The organism is Vibrio sp. EA2 (assembly GCF_033042495.1).
Classification (GTDB): Bacteria; Pseudomonadota; Gammaproteobacteria; order Enterobacterales; family Vibrionaceae; genus Vibrio.
Map to the genome: position 1 here is coordinate 157,454 of NZ_JAWLID010000006.1, position 18,514 is coordinate 175,967.

16 protein-coding genes are annotated in these 18,514 nt (G+C 46.8%); 6 read left to right on the forward strand and 10 right to left on the reverse strand.

What is annotated here, in order from left to right:
- Positions 1 to 11 precede the first annotated feature (11 nt).
- Together glnE and RXX31_RS14680 are read right to left on the reverse strand one after the other, a co-directional pair.
- Positions 12 to 2,855 (reverse strand): bifunctional [glutamate--ammonia ligase]-adenylyl-L-tyrosine phosphorylase/[glutamate--ammonia-ligase] adenylyltransferase, encoded by a 2,844-nt coding sequence (gene glnE, locus RXX31_RS14675; RefSeq protein WP_317590273.1) that lies wholly within the window; start codon positions 2,853 to 2,855, stop codon positions 12 to 14.
- 110 nt (positions 2,856 to 2,965) lie between these two features.
- Complete coding sequence (locus tag RXX31_RS14680; RefSeq protein ID WP_317590274.1) at positions 2,966 to 4,222, reverse strand: methyl-accepting chemotaxis protein; 1,257 nt, start codon at positions 4,220 to 4,222, stop codon at positions 2,966 to 2,968.
- 67 nt (positions 4,223 to 4,289) lie between these two features.
- On the opposite strand from RXX31_RS14680, the gene RXX31_RS14685 reads away from it, so the two are divergent.
- Positions 4,290 to 5,063, forward strand: a complete 774-nt coding sequence (locus RXX31_RS14685) for an ion transporter (RefSeq protein WP_317590275.1) — start codon at positions 4,290 to 4,292, stop codon at positions 5,061 to 5,063.
- A gap of 218 nt (positions 5,064 to 5,281) precedes the next feature.
- Here RXX31_RS14685 and RXX31_RS14690 read toward each other — a convergent pair whose 3' ends face one another.
- Entirely contained in the window at positions 5,282 to 6,814 is a 1,533-nt protein-coding gene (locus RXX31_RS14690) for an inorganic triphosphatase (RefSeq protein WP_317590276.1), read from the reverse strand.
- A 212-nt stretch (positions 6,815 to 7,026) separates the two neighbouring features.
- On the opposite strand from RXX31_RS14690, the gene RXX31_RS14695 reads away from it, so the two are divergent.
- The 3 genes from RXX31_RS14695 to RXX31_RS14705 all read left to right on the forward strand — a co-directional run bounded on the left by RXX31_RS14695 (position 7,027) and on the right by RXX31_RS14705 (position 9,890).
- Complete coding sequence (locus RXX31_RS14695; RefSeq protein ID WP_014230765.1) at positions 7,027 to 7,707, forward strand: TIGR00153 family protein; 681 nt, start codon at positions 7,027 to 7,029, stop codon at positions 7,705 to 7,707.
- Between the two features lie 130 nt (positions 7,708 to 7,837).
- Positions 7,838 to 9,097, forward strand: a complete 1,260-nt coding sequence (locus tag RXX31_RS14700; protein WP_317590278.1) for an anion permease — start codon at positions 7,838 to 7,840, stop codon at positions 9,095 to 9,097.
- A gap of 181 nt (positions 9,098 to 9,278) precedes the next feature.
- Positions 9,279 to 9,890: a TIGR04211 family SH3 domain-containing protein gene (locus RXX31_RS14705; RefSeq protein ID WP_317590279.1), complete on the forward strand. Its 612-nt coding sequence runs from the start codon at positions 9,279 to 9,281 to the stop codon at positions 9,888 to 9,890.
- A gap of 73 nt (positions 9,891 to 9,963) precedes the next feature.
- On the opposite strand, the gene RXX31_RS14710 is transcribed toward RXX31_RS14705, so the two are convergent.
- Together RXX31_RS14710 and RXX31_RS14715 are read right to left on the reverse strand one after the other, a co-directional pair.
- On the reverse strand, positions 9,964 to 10,638 hold the full coding sequence (locus tag RXX31_RS14710) for a general secretion pathway protein GspB (RefSeq protein WP_317590280.1): 675 nt from the start codon (positions 10,636 to 10,638) through the stop codon (positions 9,964 to 9,966).
- Entirely contained in the window at positions 10,638 to 12,290 is a 1,653-nt protein-coding gene (locus RXX31_RS14715) for an ExeA family protein (protein ID WP_317590281.1), read from the reverse strand. The genes RXX31_RS14710 and RXX31_RS14715 overlap by 1 nt, the downstream gene beginning before the upstream one ends.
- Before the next feature lie 137 nt (positions 12,291 to 12,427).
- Here RXX31_RS14715 and RXX31_RS14720 point away from each other — a divergent pair, with 137 nt between their 5' ends.
- Entirely contained in the window at positions 12,428 to 13,648 is a 1,221-nt protein-coding gene (locus RXX31_RS14720; protein WP_317590283.1) for a multifunctional CCA addition/repair protein, read from the forward strand.
- Positions 13,649 to 13,878: 230 nt separating this feature from the next.
- On the opposite strand, the gene RXX31_RS14725 is transcribed toward RXX31_RS14720, so the two are convergent.
- The 3 genes from RXX31_RS14725 to folB are packed head-to-tail and all read right to left on the reverse strand — an operon-like array spanning position 13,879 to position 15,536.
- Positions 13,879 to 14,682 (reverse strand): undecaprenyl-diphosphate phosphatase, encoded by an 804-nt coding sequence (locus RXX31_RS14725; RefSeq protein ID WP_317590285.1) that lies wholly within the window; start codon positions 14,680 to 14,682, stop codon positions 13,879 to 13,881.
- Positions 14,683 to 14,697: 15 nt separating this feature from the next.
- Positions 14,698 to 15,180: a 2-amino-4-hydroxy-6-hydroxymethyldihydropteridine diphosphokinase gene (gene folK / locus RXX31_RS14730; protein ID WP_317590286.1), complete on the reverse strand. Its 483-nt coding sequence runs from the start codon at positions 15,178 to 15,180 to the stop codon at positions 14,698 to 14,700.
- Positions 15,177 to 15,536, reverse strand: coding sequence for a bifunctional dihydroneopterin aldolase/7,8-dihydroneopterin epimerase (gene folB / locus RXX31_RS14735; protein ID WP_014230757.1), 360 nt, complete (start codon positions 15,534 to 15,536; stop codon positions 15,177 to 15,179). The genes folK and folB overlap by 4 nt, the downstream gene beginning before the upstream one ends.
- Positions 15,537 to 15,787: 251 nt before the next feature.
- Between folB and plsY the strand changes: the two genes are divergently transcribed.
- Entirely contained in the window at positions 15,788 to 16,399 is a 612-nt protein-coding gene (gene plsY / locus RXX31_RS14740) for a glycerol-3-phosphate 1-O-acyltransferase PlsY (protein WP_317590287.1), read from the forward strand.
- 24 nt (positions 16,400 to 16,423) lie between these two features.
- Here plsY and RXX31_RS14745 read toward each other — a convergent pair whose 3' ends face one another.
- The gene (locus tag RXX31_RS14745; RefSeq protein WP_317590288.1) at positions 16,424 to 17,239 is read right to left on the reverse strand and encodes an alpha/beta fold hydrolase; all 816 of its coding nucleotides are present in this window, start codon (positions 17,237 to 17,239) and stop codon (positions 16,424 to 16,426) included.
- A gap of 150 nt (positions 17,240 to 17,389) precedes the next feature.
- Positions 17,390 to 18,406: a tRNA (adenosine(37)-N6)-threonylcarbamoyltransferase complex transferase subunit TsaD gene (gene tsaD, locus RXX31_RS14750; protein ID WP_317590343.1), complete on the reverse strand. Its 1,017-nt coding sequence runs from the start codon at positions 18,404 to 18,406 to the stop codon at positions 17,390 to 17,392.
- Between the last annotated feature and the right edge of the window lie 108 nt (positions 18,407 to 18,514).

The following is an 18,514-nucleotide window of genomic DNA, read 5'->3' on the forward strand; positions in this document are numbered from 1 at the left end:
AATAACTCGCCTTAACTGAACCACTGGTTCCATGCCTGTTTCACCCACTCTCTTTCAGCTGCAAATTTACCCTCGACAACATCGGCATCAAGATTGAGTAGGTTTCGGTGATGTATCTCATTACGCATTGAGGTATAGGCATTTATCAACTGCATCGCTTGGTCTTCGTCCATTACTCCTTGTGCAATAAGCGTTTCATAGATTCTCACGTTATCACACCAACGCGTTAATTTTGGTTTAGTATGGCTGTAGTTGAGCACCAGATACTGGGCAAGAAACTCAATGTCGGTAATACCTCCAACATCTTGTTTAAGCATAAAGCGTCCAGCTTTTTTGCCGCCCAGATGATCGCGCATTTTTTCGCGCATCTCGACTACCGCTTTTTTGAGCGCATCCTGATCCCGCTCTTTGCATAAAACGTCATGGCGAGTGTTATGGAAAGCCACGGCTAGCGGCTCGTCACCATAGATCATCCGCGCACGAACCAAAGCTTGGTGTTCCCAGGTCCAGGCTTCCTGATGCTGATACTCGTCAAAGGCATCGGTCGGACTCACCAGTAGCCCCGAGGCGCCCGACGGACGTAAGCGAGTGTCCACTTCGTATAGAATCCCTGATGCGGTACGGGTTGAGAAAATATGGATAATGCGCTGCGCTAAACGAAGGTAGAACTGGCGACCGTCGATCTCTTTTTTGCCATCGGTGTATACATTGACCGGACAGTCATGCATAAACACGATATCCAAATCTGAGTTATAACCCAGCTCCCAACCGCCCACTTTGCCATAGCCAATTACCGCAAAGCCTCTGCCGTCACGGTCTTTGACATGAGTTGGTTCGCCATACTTTTCCGATACCTGTAACCAGGCCTGACTGACAACCGCTTCTACAATGGCCTCTGCCAGATAAGTTAAGTGGTCACTCACTTTCATGACCGGCAAAGCTCCGGCAATGTCTGCGGCAGCAATACGCAAAATACAAATTTGCTTGAACTGACGCAGTGCTTCCATCTGCTGTTCCATGTCGTCTTCTGGAATTCGCGCCAGATAATCGCGCAACTCAACCCGGTAGCTTTCTAAAGCAATCGGATTGTACAGGTGTTGTGGGTCAATCAGTTCATCAAGCAGGATCGGATAACGCGACAACTGCTCCGAAATCATCGGACTCGCAGTACACAGTCTCACCAGTTGCACCAGCGCTGCCGGGTGTTCATCTAGAAGCTCTAAGTAAGTGGTTCGAGTGCAGATTTTATGCAATAAGTGTAACACTCTTGGTAAACCAAATTGTGCATCCGGGTGAGCAAATACCGCATCAAATATTTTCGGCATTAGCCTGGTGAGGACTTCTCTGCCACGAGGACCAAGTGTTTTCTTCGCGATATCTTGCTTAAACTCCATGATGCTTTTCGCGCAGGATGCAAAATCTTCCACCTGAATATCTTGCTCCAGGATATGTTCAATGACGTCTTGCTTTTTCGCCATATCCCACAGCTCATGAAAATGACGAGCAACAGTGCTGCCTTCATCCTCTTCATCATCACCGATCAGCGCGTCAAACACCTGGTGAACATTGCCCATATGTTGCTGAGTCTGCGTGATCAACTGCTGCCAAGATTCACATTGCATCGCCGTTGCCAGTTTCATCCGCTCAATATCGCAGTCTGGTAGTGTTTGGGTCTGCTTATCTGCCATGGCTTGCAACAAGTTCTCTAATTGGCGTAAATACTTGTAAGCGGCTTCCAGACTCTGTACGTCTTGTGGTGTTAGCAAGGCAAGCTCTTCAATACCTTGCAGAGTCTCCAGCAAACCGCGATTACGCAAAGAAGGCTCACGTCCACCCCGGATCAGCTGGAATACCTGAGCGATAAACTCGATTTCTCGAATACCTCCCGCACCAAGCTTGATGTTGTTATTCAGCCCACGACGACGCACTTCACTACTGATCATCGACTTCATGCGGCGTAAAGATTGAATGGCACTAAAGTCGATGTAACGGCGAAACACAAATGGACGCAGCATCTTGCGTAGTTCTTGGTATTGGGGATACATTTCACACCCCATCACACGTGCCTTAACCATGGCGTAGCGTTCCCAGTCCCGACCCTGCTCTTGGTAATAGTCTTCCAATGCGGCGTAGCTCATCACCAGTGGGCCACTTTCACCAAATGGACGTAAACGCATGTCAACGCGATAACAGAAGCCATCAAAGGTTTGCTGATCGAGAGCTTTGATAATTCGCTGACCAAGACGGGTAAAGAACTGCGCATTGGCAATACTTCGGCGCGCGCCCTGAGTTTCACCGTTTTCTGGGTAGGTAAAAATAAGATCAATATCAGAAGAGAAGTTCAGTTCACCGCCACCTAATTTGCCCATGCCAATGACCAACATCGGTTGCGCTTCGCCATCAGCATTGGTTGGTGTTCCCCACTCTTTACAACAAGCCTGATATTGCCATTGATAGGTTTCGAAGATCAGTGCCTCAGCCAGCTCAGATAAGTGACTCAATGATTCTTCCAATGTCCAGAGATGGAGAAAATCCTTCCAGGCAATATAAACCATTTCACGATTACGGAACTGGCGTAATACGCGATGACCTGACATCTCATCCTGACACTCAGCCAATAGTGCTGCCAGCCGGGTTCGGTAAGAATCTTGACGACTCGGCTCCGCGACCATCTCAGGTAAGTCCTGAGCGAGCTTTTCATCTCGATGAATGGTTTCGGTAATGAACTGGCTCAGGCCAGAGACATAATGAAATTGCTCTGCGATTTCACTTGGCCACAATTGAAAGTAGCCAGCTTGCTGAGCATTTTGAACGGCAGATTCAGCGATAGAAATCAACGACGGAGGCAGCTGCATTTTTCTTCCTTGTGAAAAGCACGATGAATGAAGTTAAAGTTATACCAGAGTTGCAGCAAATAAAAACGCCCACAAAAGGTTTGTGGGCGGTTAGTCAAAAGCTGTTCGCTTTAAACACTGAATGACTTGATTTTCTTGTCTAATTCTTCGGCGTTGCCTTGCATCATTTCAGAAGTTTCCAGCAGCTCAGACATAACAGTCACAGAAGCTTCTACCAGCTCTCTCACGTTGGTTAAGTTTTGGTTCATTTCCTCTGCGACACTGCTTTGCTGACCAGATGCGGTAGCGATTTGGAAGTTCATGTCATTGATTTGTGTCACTTGGGTAACAATGCCGTCTAACTCTGTCCCTGCATTCGATACCAGCTCATTGCCTTCAGCGGCCTCGACAACACTTTTCTCCATCAACTCAACGGCAGACTCTGCACTCGTTTGCAATTGAGTAATCATTTCCTGAATCTCAATTGTTGCTTGTTGCGTACGCTGCGCTAAGTTGCGAACTTCATCTGCAACTACCGCAAAGCCTCGTCCTGCTTCACCGGCACGAGCCGCTTCAATCGCGGCATTCAGTGCAAGCAAGTTGGTCTGTTCAGAAATGCCCTGGATGGTTCCCACGACACTGCCAATCGATTCCACGCGCTCTTCTACCTGGTTGACCGCCTGAGCAGAAGAAGCGATGTCAGTGGAGAGTTCACTCATCTTCGCGACAGTGCTCTGCAAGAATTGTTGGCCAGAAACCGCTTGAGATGATGCCTGTTCGGTAAGAATAGAAGCCTGCTGCGCATGTTCTGCCACCGTTTGAACCGTAGAAGACATCTCACTCATGGCGGTGGCCAGCTGGTCTATCTCATTAAATTCTTCTTGAGCCGACTCTTTGGTCTCTGACATGCTCATTGTCATTACTTCGGTCAGCGTGGATAACTCATCTGAGGCGTTAATTTGCATCTGGATCACGTCGTGCAATTGGCGACGAGTCTGTTCCAGCTCTCGTGCCACATCTCCGTATTCATCCTTACAGTCCATGCCAAATGGTACCGATAAATTTTTGCTCGCCATTAGCTTGATCGCGTCATTCAGATATTGTGTCTGACGTAACATGACTCGTGCTGCTGCGAACAATAAAACCACAAAGACGATAATGAGCAACGCGGTCTGCCATACAACCTGAGTGAGGTACGACTCATAATGCTGTTGAGCGATATCCACATTCTGCGTCGCAGCCAGTAATGAATCGTAAAACGTGTTGGCATCCCAAAGTTGTTTTGCCACAATCAAAATAGTGCTGAAGACCATCAACATGACCATTTTAGGCACTAGTCGAATGTCGGATATGACTCTTTCCCACGGCTTAAATGCCAGTTTTTCCATTGTCAGTTCTCCACCGAGTCTTATATAGTTTTTGTCATTCTGTTACGCGAATTATTTCGAGATTTGTATGAAAAACAACGATATTAAAGACAGCACACGTCCGATGGGACTTTTATCCTTAGTGCTGTCATTTATGGCATTATTTGTGACCTCTGGCCTGTTATTTTTTTCGATCGATCGCGAAACCCGTCAAGTACTTATCGGTCTCGACTTCATAATCTGTAGTATTTTTCTGTTACAACTCACCATTGATTTGATCCGCGCCACAAATCGGTGGCATTTTCTTAAACTCCATTGGATAGATTTTGTAGCCAGCATCCCGATGATTGAGCCATTACGCTTTGCTCGGGTCTTTCATATTTTGCGGATGATACTGGTACTGCGTTCTTCTAGATTTATTCTCCACCAACTCAGAGAGAACCGCCGAGAGACAACCGTTGCCTCCATCTTATTGTTGATGGTGATTTTAATAACTCTGGGCTCGAGTACGATGCTGTTCATTGAAGCTAAAGACCCCGCCTCCAACATTCGGACAGGGGCAGACGCACTTTGGTGGGTGTTTGTCACGATCTCTACGGTCGGATATGGCGATCATTATCCGGTGACAAGTGGTGGCAAGTTTCTGGCTGTGGTGATCATTGTCTGCGGCGTGGGGATCTTCGGCATGATCTCCGGTTTAATCACTTCGATTGTGACGGCGCCAACCAGACAGGAAGATCATCGCACCAAACATACAGAACGTATGTTGAACAAACTCGTTGAACAGCAGGAAACGCTGCTTAATCGGATAAATGAACTGGAAATGCAGCAACAAGAGAAGCAGAACCAAAAAGAAGAATAGGACTTCATGGTCTAATGCCGTTCGTTTAATAGCGAACGGCATTTTTAAGTCCCTGTTATCCTGAACAGCAACGAAAGAGCGTGATTCTGGAGCTCGTTTCAGAGTACTTTATGCCCAAAGTTGTTTCATAACTGCTCAGTGCGCTGCTATTAGATTCCTAGTCTCGCTAGAGCTCGCTGGAATGACGCAGATAAAAATCGTTTCAACGTTTAATGTGATTACTCTAGCCAGTAGGGCTGCGCCTCAACACTGATAGCACGAGTTTGATCCATTGCATGCAATATAGAGCGCTCTTGACGATGCAGCCATCGCTCTAGCTGCTCTTTTTCATCAGCTTGCAACATATCCACCAGCGGTAATAAATGGTTCAGCATCAATAGATCGTCGATACCATGAACTAGATCGGCCCACGGAAGACGGAAGCTATTGCGCTCCTCACTGTTGTATAGGCTAGCAAACCCGATTCCGGTGTAGAGGTTACGCAGCAATCGGTAGCGCTGGTCAACATAGTCCTGTGCAGACAAATCACGCTCAGCCGGGAAAGCTTCCATCAGCTCTGCCCAGGTACGATCCAATTGCGTCACAGAAAATGGCAGAATGTTGCTCGCCATCTTTTCTCGTGCTTTCTCATCCAAAAATGGCTGCCAGCCACGAGCAAGAATCCAACGGCTCAGATCAAGCAATAAGCCCGTATAACGCGCTGAGTTTAATAACTCCAACACTTCTTCGCGACTTGGAAGCTCTTCTAGCTGCTGAGTTAGCTCAGAAACCAAGAACTTACGCGCATCGAGTTTACGCAGCACGTTACCTTTATCATCAAGTAACTCTGTAAGGTGTGCATGTTCATCCAACCAGCCAAGCTCTTCTTCCAGCCATTTCAGTTCCTGACGCAGAATGGCACTGGCTCGACGAGGTACGACGCCACCAAATATGGTTAAGGTCTGACGGATAAAACGCAGCGAGTTACTAATTTCACGCAGTGCTTCGACACAATCTCGTTCCGCATAAATTTGCTCATGATAGTGCCAGTGTGACAGCGCGTGCTCTAAGGAGTTGATCAGACAATATTCCACAGTGTCTGTGCTACTGCTATCCACTAAAGCTAATGGTTTTACCTCATCGCCTGCATAGCCAGTTGCCAGTCGATAGCCTTTCGCCGCTTTGCTTAAATTCCCCAGACGCATGCCACCTTGCTCACAAAAGCTGCGTGCCAAGGTAAACAGAGCGTCGGTTTGGCCGGATTTAAGTTCAAGTTCGACTTCGCAAATTGGCTCTTGTCTCTCTTCTCCCTCTTCACCTTGCGCGATGACCATACCCTGATCAAAGGCGACTTCTACTTGACTGCCATCAGGCATGCCAATTAACCACTGCTCACGAGTGAAGTTAGTCGAAAATAATGGAGTGAGTTCGGACTGTAAGGTCTCGACATCTTTGCCAGCAGGCCAGATGTCAGAAGGATGAAGCGTGAGATCAGGCTCATCGCTCGTGTGCTCGGCATTGTATTCTGGTCTTTGGTGTAAACCAGCCACGACGCGTCCTGCCGTTTTCACTGTTTGAACAAATACATCATCAAAACGGCGAATTCTTAAACCAATGTCATGCTTTCTTAACCATTTATCGGCAGTATCAAAGTAGGTGTTACCCAAGTCACGACAACTATGCTGAAGTACTTTTGTCTCAGAAATTTTGTCCTTTAAAGTTTCTGAAAATTCAGGAGAAACAAAAAACTTCAGTTCTATTTCGGTTTCCATAGCTATACCTTTCAAAGCAGATAGAAACAGGATATTGCGTATTTTCTTACACGGCAAGAGAGAAATATCACCAGAATGATGATCTAAAACAGTTTTAAAGAACGATTTAATGCGTTAACATGCGCGCCTTTATAGCCATCGCTCAACATTTCGCCAAGACTAAAGAAATGGTGTATGTTTTTTTTAGGTTATAGTTATTAGGTTGAATGACCATGCCAGTAAATACAATTATGGGGTTATTTGCAAAGTCCCCTATAAAGCCTTTGCAACGCCACGTTGTCTGTGTCAACGAATGTTGTTCACACCTGGTGAAATTCTTTGAAGTATCTTCAAAGGGTGACTGGGAAAAAGCAGCAGAGATCCGTGCTCAAATTTCTCATCTTGAGAAAGAAGCGGATGTTCTGAAACGTGAAATCCGTCTAAAACTGCCTCGCGGTTTGTTTATGCCAGTAGACCGTACTGACATGCTTGAGCTTCTGACTCAACAAGACAAACTGGCTAACTTGGCAAAAGACATTGCTGGCCGTGTATATGGTCGTCAACTTGTCATTCCAGAGGCTCTTCAGCCAAACTTCCTCGCTTACGTTCAACGTTGTCTTGATGCGGCTAATCAGGCGCAAAAGGTAATTAATGAACTTGATGAATTGTTAGAGACTGGCTTTAAAGGCCGTGAAGTAACACTTGTTGCTGAAATGATTCATCAGTTAGACGTCATCGAAGATGATACCGATGCTATGCAGATTGAACTGCGCCAACAATTGATGGCGATTGAATCTGACATGAACCCTATCGATGTCATGTTCTTGTATAAGATTCTTGAATGGGTAGGTGGTATTGCCGACCAAGCGCAGCGCGTAGGTGCTCGTTTGGAAGTCATGCTATCTCGATCTTAAAACATAAGTTAACGACATAACGAAGAGCATAATACACACGTGTCATAAGGACGATGACTGGTTTCATCGTCTTTCGATTTGGCGCGCGTAAAATTTTGTTCCGCTTGTTATAAAACAACTAGGTATTACGATGGATATCCTTGCGAACTACGGCACTGTCCTGATTATTGTTGCAGCGATTTTTGGTTTCATGATGGCGATTGGTATTGGCGCGAACGACGTTGCTAATGCGATGGGTACATCGGTAGGTTCAAAAGCGCTAACCGTAAAACAAGCTATCATCATTGCGATGATCTTTGAATTTGCGGGGGCATATCTTGCAGGCGGTGAAGTAACCGACACTATCCGTAAAGGTGTTATCGAAACATCTCTATTTGCTCATCAACCTGACGTTCTTGTCTACGGCATGATGTCAGCGCTACTTGCAGCCGGTACATGGCTACTACTAGCGTCTTACATGGGTTGGCCAGTATCAACCACTCACTCAATCATCGGTGCGATCATCGGTTTTGCATGTGTTTCTGTAGGTACAGAAGCAGTGGACTGGGGCAGTGTTCAAGGCATTGTTGGTAGTTGGATCATTACACCAGTTATCTCCGGCTTCTTTGCCTACGTGATTTTTGTCAGCGCACAACGTCTGATTTTTGATACAGAAAATCCGCTATTTAATGCAAAACGCTTTGTGCCTGTTTACATGTTTATCACCACCATGGTGATTGCACTGGTTACTATCAAAAAAGGTCTTAAGCACGTTGGCCTTCACTTGAGCAACGGTGAAGCCTGGATGTGGGCGGCTGCGGTATCGGCAATTGTAATGGCTGGCGGCTACTTCTACATTCAGAAGAAATTTGCTAACCGCGAAGATGACCACAGTTTCTCTGGTGTTGAAGGCATCTTCAGTGTGCTAATGGTTATCACAGCTTGTGCGATGGCATTTGCACACGGTTCGAACGACGTAGCAAACGCGATTGGCCCTCTTTCAGCGGTCGTATCAACTGTTGAGCACATGGGTGAAATCACATCTAAGAGCACAATCGCATGGTGGATTCTTCCACTAGGTGGTATCGGTATCGTTGTGGGCCTTGCGACTCTGGGCCACAAAGTAATGGCAACCGTTGGTACAGGTATTACTGAACTAACACCAAGCCGTGGCTTTGCAGCCCAGCTAGCGACGGCATGTACCGTTGTTCTGGCATCGGGTACAGGTCTGCCAATTTCAACCACTCAAACACTGGTTGGTGCGGTTCTGGGTGTTGGTTTTGCTCGTGGTATTGCAGCACTCAACCTGGGTGTGGTTCGTAACATCGTTGCTTCATGGATTGTTACGCTGCCTGCTGGTGCTCTATTGGCTGTGGTATTCTTCTACGGCATTCAAGCAATGTTTGCCTAATTAAGACATCCGTCAATAGAATGTAAGCGCTTTGTCATTATTGACTCAAACGCACAGAAAGGGAGGCTTTGCCTCCCTTCTTTGTTGCACCCGAGTTTGAAACTGCATACTATTCGTCTAATTCCGGCTCCAATCATTCGGTGCCAACGCTGTACCAAGAAAAATCGTTAAGGGATTTACTGTGAAAAAACTAATCATCACGGTTTTGTTTACTTTGCTAGCAGCGCCATCGGCCCTAGCTGCAAACCGTTATATTTCTGATGACCTATTCACTTTTATGCACTCGGGTCCAAACAACACTTACCGAATCATTGGTAGTGTTAATGCTGGTTCTCAAGTCCAATTATTAAATGCAAACAAAGAGACTGGCTACACTCAAATTCGTGACTCGCGTGGTCGTACTGGTTGGGTGCAAAGCAAATTTGTCACCAATACAGAGAGCATGGCAATCCGCCTGCCTCGTATTGAAAAAGAGCTGGCAGAAGTGAAAGAACAACTGGCTAATGCCCGCCAGACTTCAGACACTGAAAAAGCGGGTCTTGTGACCTCTCTGGAAACACGTAATCAGCAAATCTCAGATCTTGAGAACAAATACTCTGAGATCAGCGATCAACTGACCTCCGTTGAAACGGAAAACCGTGAACTTCGCGCTAAGCTTGATACGCAAAAAGATGACATGCTGTTGAAGTACTTTACCTACGGTGGTGGTGTTGCAGGCCTGGGTCTGCTGTTTGGTTTGCTATTGCCGCACCTGATGCCACGCAAGAAGCGCTCTCCAGCTGGCTGGGCATAATCGCTCACCGCACATTGAATATTAAAAAAGGCCACGCATTGTGGCCTTTTTTCTACTGGCAGTAAAAAAACCGCTACCCATCCCACTCATACAACGCAGGAATGCGGATCTGCTCCCCTTGAAACTCAACAATCACCGCTTGTGGCTGGATCTCTTTCAGTGTGACCTGACCATCCACCACATCGCCTTGATGATATTCCACATTATTAATTTTCACCCAACGACGTTGAACATCACTGGCATACATGTGAGTTTGCAAGTTGAGCGCGGGCAGCCGACCCTGCCACTGCTGAGCATTGCCCTCTAAATCATTGACGGGAGCCGAACGCTGCATTGCTGCTCCCCCACTTCGTCGGGACATTGCATTCTCAACCTTCATCGCCAAGTCCGGCGACAGTGAAGATAAATCGATATCATCCAGAGTGAAGTCTACATCTTCATCGCTAGCTTGATTTTGACTCACTGGAGATTCTTCGCCTTGAGAGCTGCTCACATACTCTTCAGATGGTAAATAGGATCCTATATCACCGGATATCGCTGCAGTTGGCCACTCTCTTGGCAATTGAGCAAGCTGGTTAATTTCCGGATAGTCCAATACCTCAAACGGCTGTACAACCTCCGCCACGGCAACAACCTCTGGCGTCGCAGCTTGAGTTTTTGGAGTTAGCTTTTCCAGATACCAGGCAGCACCAAAGGCAGAAATACCAATAGGCAAAAGCAACAGGCTTGCATGCTTAGCGATAGACATTACACCTCCTCCTTATCAATGCTTGCCAGAGTCGGCGCATTAGGCTGCACATTCTGTTGTAAACGCTCTAACGTGCGCTGTCCAGCAATGCCATCAACACCAATCCCTTGCCAGCGCTGAAAGAGCTCAACGCGTTCTTTCATCTCTGAATCAAATATAGAAGTGCCCAAAGGCATCTCACTGACTGCCTCAGCAAGTAATTGATCTAAAACTTCGATAGCCGGACCTTCCATATCTAAGCGCAACGTATCTTTCAGCGGCGATTGCCACAGCTCAATGATATTTCCCTGCCACATTGGTTTTAACCAGGAAAGTGGTAAACGCAAGCGCTGCTCACCGTTAAGCACTTCAACTTTATCATTCCCGACGGCGTAGAGAATTACATAGCCGATATCGCCTTGATAATTCAGCTCTAAGATCACAGGTCTGTTTTGCTTCATCAACAACGGCCATGTCGCCATTCTTCTTTCACAAATCATGGTCGATTGCGCCTCTGATAAACAGAGGTTATCACGTACAGAAGCCCGGTAGCCCCATAATTTATATAGGTCGTTAACAGCAAGGTTCGATTGTTTTTGTGACAGCAATAACTCGCGCTGCTCATTAGTGAGCTGATCGTTTACCACCACTGGAGCAATCGGCTCAGGAGCACTGTCAGGAGAACTGATAGAGATAGTCTCTTCTACAAGCGCAGAAATAGGTTTCTCCGGCATATGATTGATAGCAGCCCAACCGACACCGAATGCGGCTGCCACCCCTACCGCTGCGGTGCCCCAGGCAGGCCAGCCAAACTGACGACGAGCCTTCATCTGTCCAGGTTTGCTGTCTTGCTGATAAATATCGGCCTGAAACTGCATGACCTCTTCGCAGGCACGCACAACCGTCTGTTTATCGACGACACCACTGCCCTGATGGTGACTAATGTTCAGGGCTTTGTCACAAATAAGATTAATCAGCCTAGGAATACCATGGCTGTATTTGGCAATTTGTTTGGTTGAACTGCGATTGAATAGCTGTTCATTTCCTCCAGCCGTATGCAGCCGAAACGCAATATAATCCTCGGTTTCTTTCTCATCTAAAGGCAGGAGATGGTAGCGTCCGGTAATTCTCTGGGCGAGCTGGCGTAACTGAGTGGTTTGTAATAATCGTTGTAATTCTGGCTGGCCAACCAAAAGGACTTTAAGTAGCTTTCTGGTCTCCGTCTCCAGATTGGTCAACAAACGAAGTTGCTCTAATACTTCAGCCGAAAGGTGTTGTGCTTCGTCGATGACAAGTAACGTCTGCCAGCCAGCATTGTGGTTGTGCAGCAGATAGTTGTGAATCACTTGATTGAGCTGTTTAAGCGTCGCATCTTGCGGATAGACGATATTGAACTCATCACAAATCGCCTCAAGAAGGTCTCGAGTCGAAAACGTTGGATTGAGGATCAAACCCGCTTTGGTGGTCTCGTCCAGATTGGCCAGCATGGCTTTTGCCACAGTGGTTTTCCCCGTCCCTACTTCACCAGTCAACATGGCAAATCCACCCCCATCACCTAACCCGGCTTTAAGGTGCGTGATCGCTTCTTTATGACGTTGACTCAGATACAAATAACGAGAGTTTGGAACAATCGAAAAAGGTTGTTCAACAAACCCAAAAAAGTCCTTATACATAGGATCTCCAGCTAACAAACCGCCCACTTTGAATCAGATACCTACTAAACATAGATGCATCTGCTGTTGGGAGTAAAGAAAAGTACCATTGCTTGCTACAATGTCCAACGACATATCAGTAAATTAAGAGGTTGTTCGTGCAAGTTTACTTAGTAGGTGGTGCAGTCCGGGATCAATTGCTCGGAATTGATCACTATGACAACGATTGGGTAGTGGTTGGAGCGACTCCCGAAATGATGCTTTCTCTGGGTTACACGGCCGTGGGGAAAGATTTCCCCGTATTTCTTCATCCCAAAAACAAAGAGGAGCATGCACTAGCACGAACGGAGAGGAAATCAGGCTCGGGTTATACCGGTTTTGAATGCTTCTTCGATCAAAGTGTCACGTTGGAAGAAGATTTGATTCGTCGTGACCTAACCATCAACGCCATGGCAATGGATGACCAGGGTAAGCTGTACGATCCCTACGGCGGCCAGGATGATCTTAACCACCGCCTGTTGCGCCATGTCTCTGATGCGTTTATTGAAGATCCACTTCGTGTCCTGCGCGTGGCCCGTTTTGCAGCCAAACTCGCGCCACTGGGCTTTACGGTGGCAGATGAAACCATGCAACTGATGCGTGATATGTCTGCATCCGGGGAGCTCGATACTCTAACACCGGAACGCGTATGGCAGGAATGGCACAAATCGCTGTCTTCGCCTCGTCCCGACGTTTTTCTCTCTGTGCTACGTGATTGCGGTGCACTTGCGGTTGTCCTGCCAGAAATTGATGCTCTGTTTGGCGTGCCTCAACCTGAGAAATGGCATCCTGAAATAGATACGGGTATTCACACCTTAATGGTTGCAGAACAAGCGGCCAAACTCAGCCCTTCTCTGCCCGTTCGCTTTGCTGCTCAAGTGCATGATCTTGGCAAAGGGATAACGCCAAAGAGTGAATGGCCGAGCCACAAAATGCACTGCCATACAGGCCTCAAACTGATAAAGAACCTGTGTGAACGTGTCCGAGTACCCAATGAGTTTCGTGATTTGGCTTTGATGGTCTGTGAACAGCACTCTAACATCCATCGCGCAGCCGAGTTAAAGCCGCAAACCATCATAAAAATACTCAACAAATTCGATGTGTGGCGCAAAGCTGAGCGCTTAGAAGACATTTTAATTTGTTGTCAGGCTGACCATGCGGGTCGAAAAGGGTTAGAAGAGGAGCCTTATCCTCAAGCTGAGATTTTTACCCGCGCTTATCAAGCCGCAGCCGCCGTGGATGTCCAGAGCATCATTAAGGATGGATTTAAAGGCCCGGCAATTCGCGATGAACAAGAAAAGCGACGCATTGAGGCGGTAAGAGTCGCTTTGAATAAGTGACCTGATCTAAGAGATTAATTAACCGAATGCTACTCATGCCAGGTCATTCCAGCGAGCTTAAGCGAGACTAGGAATCTAACATCAGCACGCAGGGAAGTTTTAGAAATGATCTAAGCTACAAGAAACTCTGTGAGAAGGTTCTGAATCTCGCTCCTTCGTCGCTGTTCAGAATGACGTTGTGGTTTAGGTATGCAGCTTGCGGTTAAGCAAGCTGCTAATCTGTCGCTTTATTAGGCGCTAAGCAAAAAAGCAAAGAGACCCACGCCCAGAACCAGACGGTAAATAACGAATGGTGTCATTCCCATACGTGAAATCAGCTTCAGGAAATAGTGGATACAAATGTACGCACTTACAAAGGATGTCACGATACCCGTCATCAGAAACCCAACGTGCACGGGCTCACTACTGGTGACCAGCTTCATACCAAGGTAGCTGCCGGCAAGAGTAATGATAGGAATCGACATTAGGAATGAGAAACGCGCTGCGGCCTGACGGGTAAAACCAAGGTAAAGCGCGGCTGTTATTGTCGCACCAGAACGGGAGGTTCCCGGGATCATCGCCAAGGCTTGAGTCACACCAATAAATAGTGCTTTCTTCCAGCCAGTCTGGTATTCGTCAGCCTCCTGTTTCGCATGTTTATCTGCCCACCAAAGCAATAAACCAAACACAATCGTCGTCGTGGCAATCACATAGGCACTGCGCAGATACATTTCGATGATATCTTTCATCAGTAAACCAAACACACAGGCCGGAATCGTAGCCAGTACGATCATCCACGCTAGTTTCGCTTCTTTACCACGGTCCCCTTTGAAGATAGAGGCAAACAACGCCCGAAATAATGTAAGAACTTCATAACGGAAATAAAGCACCACGGCCATCAAGGTTCCGACGTGAACAGCGACATCAAATGCAAGACCTTGGTCTTCCCAACCAAGAATAGCGGAAGGCAGGATCAAGTGTGCGGAGCTGGAAATAGGCAAAAACTCCGTCAGACCCTGGATCAGAGCCAAAATAAAGGCTTCAAAATAACTCATGTACAGAACTCAAATTTAAAATGAAAAAGAAACTGGCTTAAGAGAATCAACTGGCTGCATCGCGAACCAAATATCCGCGACCGTACGTCCATCACCAGGTATAACCAGATGTGGCTCGAGATCATACAAAGGCTTTGTGACAAAAGGATATTTATAGATATCACTGCGAGGCAGTTCGGGCTTTTGCTCGGAGATAATCTCACCAAACAACACTATATCGAGATCCAGTGTTCGATCCTGATACTTTTGCGCATTTTCTTCCCGTCCCCACTTAAATTCAATCTCACGGAGACGATGACTCAACTCTTCTAATGATAAAGTTGTACGCAGAGCAATCACAAAGTTGTAGAAATTCTGGCTGCTGAAACCAATTGGCTCACATTCATATATCGGTGATACAAGAAGATCTTCTCCAAGCTGTTGCAGCTCTTGATAAGCAACCTTTGCATGCTGCTCTCTGTCTATATTCGTACCGACACCGATATAAGCGGTGATCATGCCTGACCTCGCTCAATCACCACGCCAACAGCGCGAGCTTGTGGAACCGCGCCTGGTTTTGCCAAGCGAATTTTAATCCAAGGCACCGAAAAACGTTGCATGATCAACTCTGCGATCTCTTCCGCTACACGCTCTACCAATAGAAAACGGCCATTCTCTATGTGATTTAATACGGCTTCACTGACTTGCGAGTAATCTAATGCATCTTGAACATCATCACTTTTGCCAGCCGGCTTATTGTCGTGCGCCATTTCGATATCCAGTACCAGCTTTTGTTTTATTTGCTGTTCCCAATCGTAAACGCCAATTGTGGTGATTACTTCTAATTGTTCAATAAACACTTTATCCAGAGCCATCTTATATCCTTCTATTTCAGAGGTCGGATACCCGTTGAGGGTAATTTGATCGTAATATTCTATACCTAAGTGACTTATAACTCGGTCGCTACCAGTTGACTTAGGTATAAAAACTGCAAAACACCTTTATATACAGGAACTCACATAATGCAAGCTCCTTTGTAGAGAGTATTTCTGCTAGCAGCAGATTCACGCTATGATAGCAATTACGCTGGAACTGAGCATTAAATTCCAATCCATCAAGGACTTCTATGGACGCACTGGCACTGATAATGACAATGGCCGCCTATTTACTGGGTTCTATTTCCAGTGCGGTGTTAATTTGTCGCCTGTTAAAATTGCCAGACCCGCGTAAAGTTGGCTCCAATAACCCAGGCGCGACCAATGTATTACGCATTGGTGGTAAAGGTGCAGCCATCTCAGTATTACTGTGTGACATGCTCAAAGGCACCATTCCTGTGTGGGGAGGCTACTTCCTAGGGATCAATCCGATCATCCTTGGTGTCATTGCGATCGCCGCATGCCTTGGTCATATGTACCCTATTTTCTTCCATTTCAAAGGGGGAAAAGGCGTTGCCACCGCTCTGGGGGCTATCGCTCCAATCGGTCTCGACCTTACGGCTCTGGTCATGCTGACCTGGCTCTGTGTTGCCGTCATATTCCGCTACTCTTCCCTTGCCGCACTGGTCACTGTACTGCTGACGCCTTTTTATACCTGGATGTTTAAGCCACAGTACACCTTGCCTGTCGCGATGCTGTGTTGCCTGATCGTATTTAAACATCACCAGAACATCCGCCGCTTGTTATCCGGCGAAGAGCCTAAAATCGGTCAAAAGAAACTAACAGAAAAAAACTCGGCGTAATGCCGAGTTTTGTTTAATGCAACTTTAAGAGTGAACTTTGTTTAAAAAGTTCAATAACATCTGATTGACGAACTCCGGCTGCTCAAGCGAGCTAATATGGCCCGCTTCTGGGATCTCAACCAGCTGACTGCCTGTGATGCAGTCATTCATCAAATAAGATTCGAAAACCGGACGCGGTTTATCTTCACGGCCGACAGCAATTAACGTCGGTAATGCAAACTTCTCCGAATCTTCAATCACATCACGTCGACCAAAGACCATACGACCAATTCGCGCCACTTCAACCGCACGCTCACCTTGTAACGCTCGTAAGCTTTGTTTGAATGATTCGATGAGTTCTGGGTTCGCTTGCTCTACATCATTGGCAAAGAAAAGTGGTGCAACGGCTTCAACAATCGGCTCGGGTACTGATTGAACTTGAGTGATGGTATCCAGCATTGCGAAGTACTTTTTATGTGTGACTTCTGGCTCCCAGCCAATGAAAGTATCCATCAGTACCAGCGACTTCACGCGTTGTGGTGCTTGAGCAGTTAACTCCGCGCCCCACATGCCGCCAACAGACAAACCAACAATAGAAAACTCCTCTATTTGTAAATGATCCATCAACGCCAACATTTGTTGCGCATAATCGACAAGAGAACGAGTCGATGCTGGCGCAAACTCTGACTCACCGTGTGCCCATAAATCAGGCACGATACAGCGATAAAACTGGCTCAAAACTTCAACCTGTGGAGCCCACATTTGGCTATCCCACAAATAGCTGTGACCAAACAGCAGTACTGGTCCTTCGCCTTTATCCAGGTAGGCAAGTTGCTGACCTTCAATTTCAAATTTATTCATTGCGATATCCATTACTTATTTTTCTATCCGATGTTGTCAATGAACTAAGCAGCCCGAGGTTATTGCAAAATACAATCACCTGTTATTGATGTGCTCTGTTATCAAAAACAAAGGCCTCTATTAATAGAGGCCTGTACAAGATAAATGCGCTTACGCAATCGGCGTTAACTGATCGATAGGCCAACGAGGTCGAGCTTCAACAGCCATATCCGATACTTCACCATTTTTCAGACGTTGCATACCCGCATAAGCGATCATCGCGCCATTGTCGGTGCAGAACTCTGTACGTGGGTAGTAAACTTCACCGCCCATTTTCTTAGCCAGTTTTTCCAGTTCAGCACGTAGGCGGCGGTTGGCACTCACACCACCCGCGATAACAATACGTTTCATACCAGTCTGCTCCAGAGCACGCTTGCACTTAATCGCCAGCGTCGCACAGACCGCTTCTTCAAATGCCAGCGCGATATCTGCACGCGTCTGCTCATCATCACCGTTTGCCGCGATAGTATTCGCCGTGAATGTTTTCAGACCAGAAAAGCTCATGTCCAGCCCCGGGCGATCCGTCATTGGACGAGGGAACTTAAAGCGACCCGGCGTGCCTTTCTCTGCTAATTTGGAAAGCAGCGGACCACCAGGGTAATCCAGTCCCATTAGCTTCGCCGTTTTATCAAAGGCTTCACCAGCTGCATCATCAATCGATTCACCCAGAATTTGGTACTCACCAATGCCTTTGACTTCCACCATCATAGAGTGACCACCAGATACCAGTACCGCAACAAACGGGAACGGCGGCGGGTTGTCTTCCAGCATTGGCGCCAGTAAGTGACCTTCCATGTGATGAACAGGTACGGCAGGCACACCCCACGCGTAAGCAACACTGCGACCAATGGTTGCGCCAACCAACAATGCCCCAACCAAACCAGGACCAGCAGTGTAAGCCACACCATCAATGTCTTTTGACGTGAGGTTTGCTTCTTTTAATGCCTCTTTAATGAGAGGAATCGTCTTCTTCACATGGTCACGTGAAGCCAACTCAGGCACCACACCACCATAATCTGCGTGAAGTTTTACTTGGCTGTAAAGCTTGTGTGACAATAGGCCGTTTTCATCGTCATAAATAGCGATGCCAGTCTCGTCACAAGAGGTTTCAATACCAATAATGCGCATGGTTATCTCAGTATGCTTTCTATATAGAGGAAATTTGGGCGTCATATTACCTTGCCTTGGTGCTGCAAACAAATTTTGTACAGACAATAATCGATAAAAGGCTTTACA

Excerpts from the sequence above, each read along its gene's own strand:
- folB (WP_014230757.1), bottom strand. The coding sequence starts at position 15,536 with ATGGCTCTGGATAAAGTGTTTATTGAACAATTAGAAGTAATCACCACA.
- RXX31_RS14745 (WP_317590288.1), bottom strand. The coding sequence starts at position 17,239 with ATGAATAAATTTGAAATTGAAGGTCAGCAACTTGCCTACCTGGATAAA.
- plsY (WP_317590287.1), top strand. The coding sequence starts at position 15,788 with ATGGACGCACTGGCACTGATAATGACAATGGCCGCCTATTTACTGGGT.
- tsaD (WP_317590343.1), bottom strand. The coding sequence starts at position 18,406 with ATGCGCATTATTGGTATTGAAACCTCTTGTGACGAGACTGGCATCGCT.
- RXX31_RS14715 (WP_317590281.1), bottom strand. The coding sequence starts at position 12,290 with ATGTATAAGGACTTTTTTGGGTTTGTTGAACAACCTTTTTCGATTGTT.
- RXX31_RS14725 (WP_317590285.1), bottom strand. The coding sequence starts at position 14,682 with ATGAGTTATTTTGAAGCCTTTATTTTGGCTCTGATCCAGGGTCTGACG.
- glnE (WP_317590273.1), bottom strand. The coding sequence starts at position 2,855 with ATGCAGCTGCCTCCGTCGTTGATTTCTATCGCTGAATCTGCCGTTCAA.
- RXX31_RS14680 (WP_317590274.1), bottom strand. The coding sequence starts at position 4,222 with ATGGAAAAACTGGCATTTAAGCCGTGGGAAAGAGTCATATCCGACATT.
- folK (WP_317590286.1), bottom strand. The coding sequence starts at position 15,180 with ATGATCACCGCTTATATCGGTGTCGGTACGAATATAGACAGAGAGCAG.
- RXX31_RS14685 (WP_317590275.1), top strand. The coding sequence starts at position 4,290 with ATGAAAAACAACGATATTAAAGACAGCACACGTCCGATGGGACTTTTA.
- RXX31_RS14690 (WP_317590276.1), bottom strand. The coding sequence starts at position 6,814 with ATGGAAACCGAAATAGAACTGAAGTTTTTTGTTTCTCCTGAATTTTCA.
- RXX31_RS14695 (WP_014230765.1), top strand. The coding sequence starts at position 7,027 with ATGCCAGTAAATACAATTATGGGGTTATTTGCAAAGTCCCCTATAAAG.
- RXX31_RS14700 (WP_317590278.1), top strand. The coding sequence starts at position 7,838 with ATGGATATCCTTGCGAACTACGGCACTGTCCTGATTATTGTTGCAGCG.
- RXX31_RS14710 (WP_317590280.1), bottom strand. The coding sequence starts at position 10,638 with ATGTCTATCGCTAAGCATGCAAGCCTGTTGCTTTTGCCTATTGGTATT.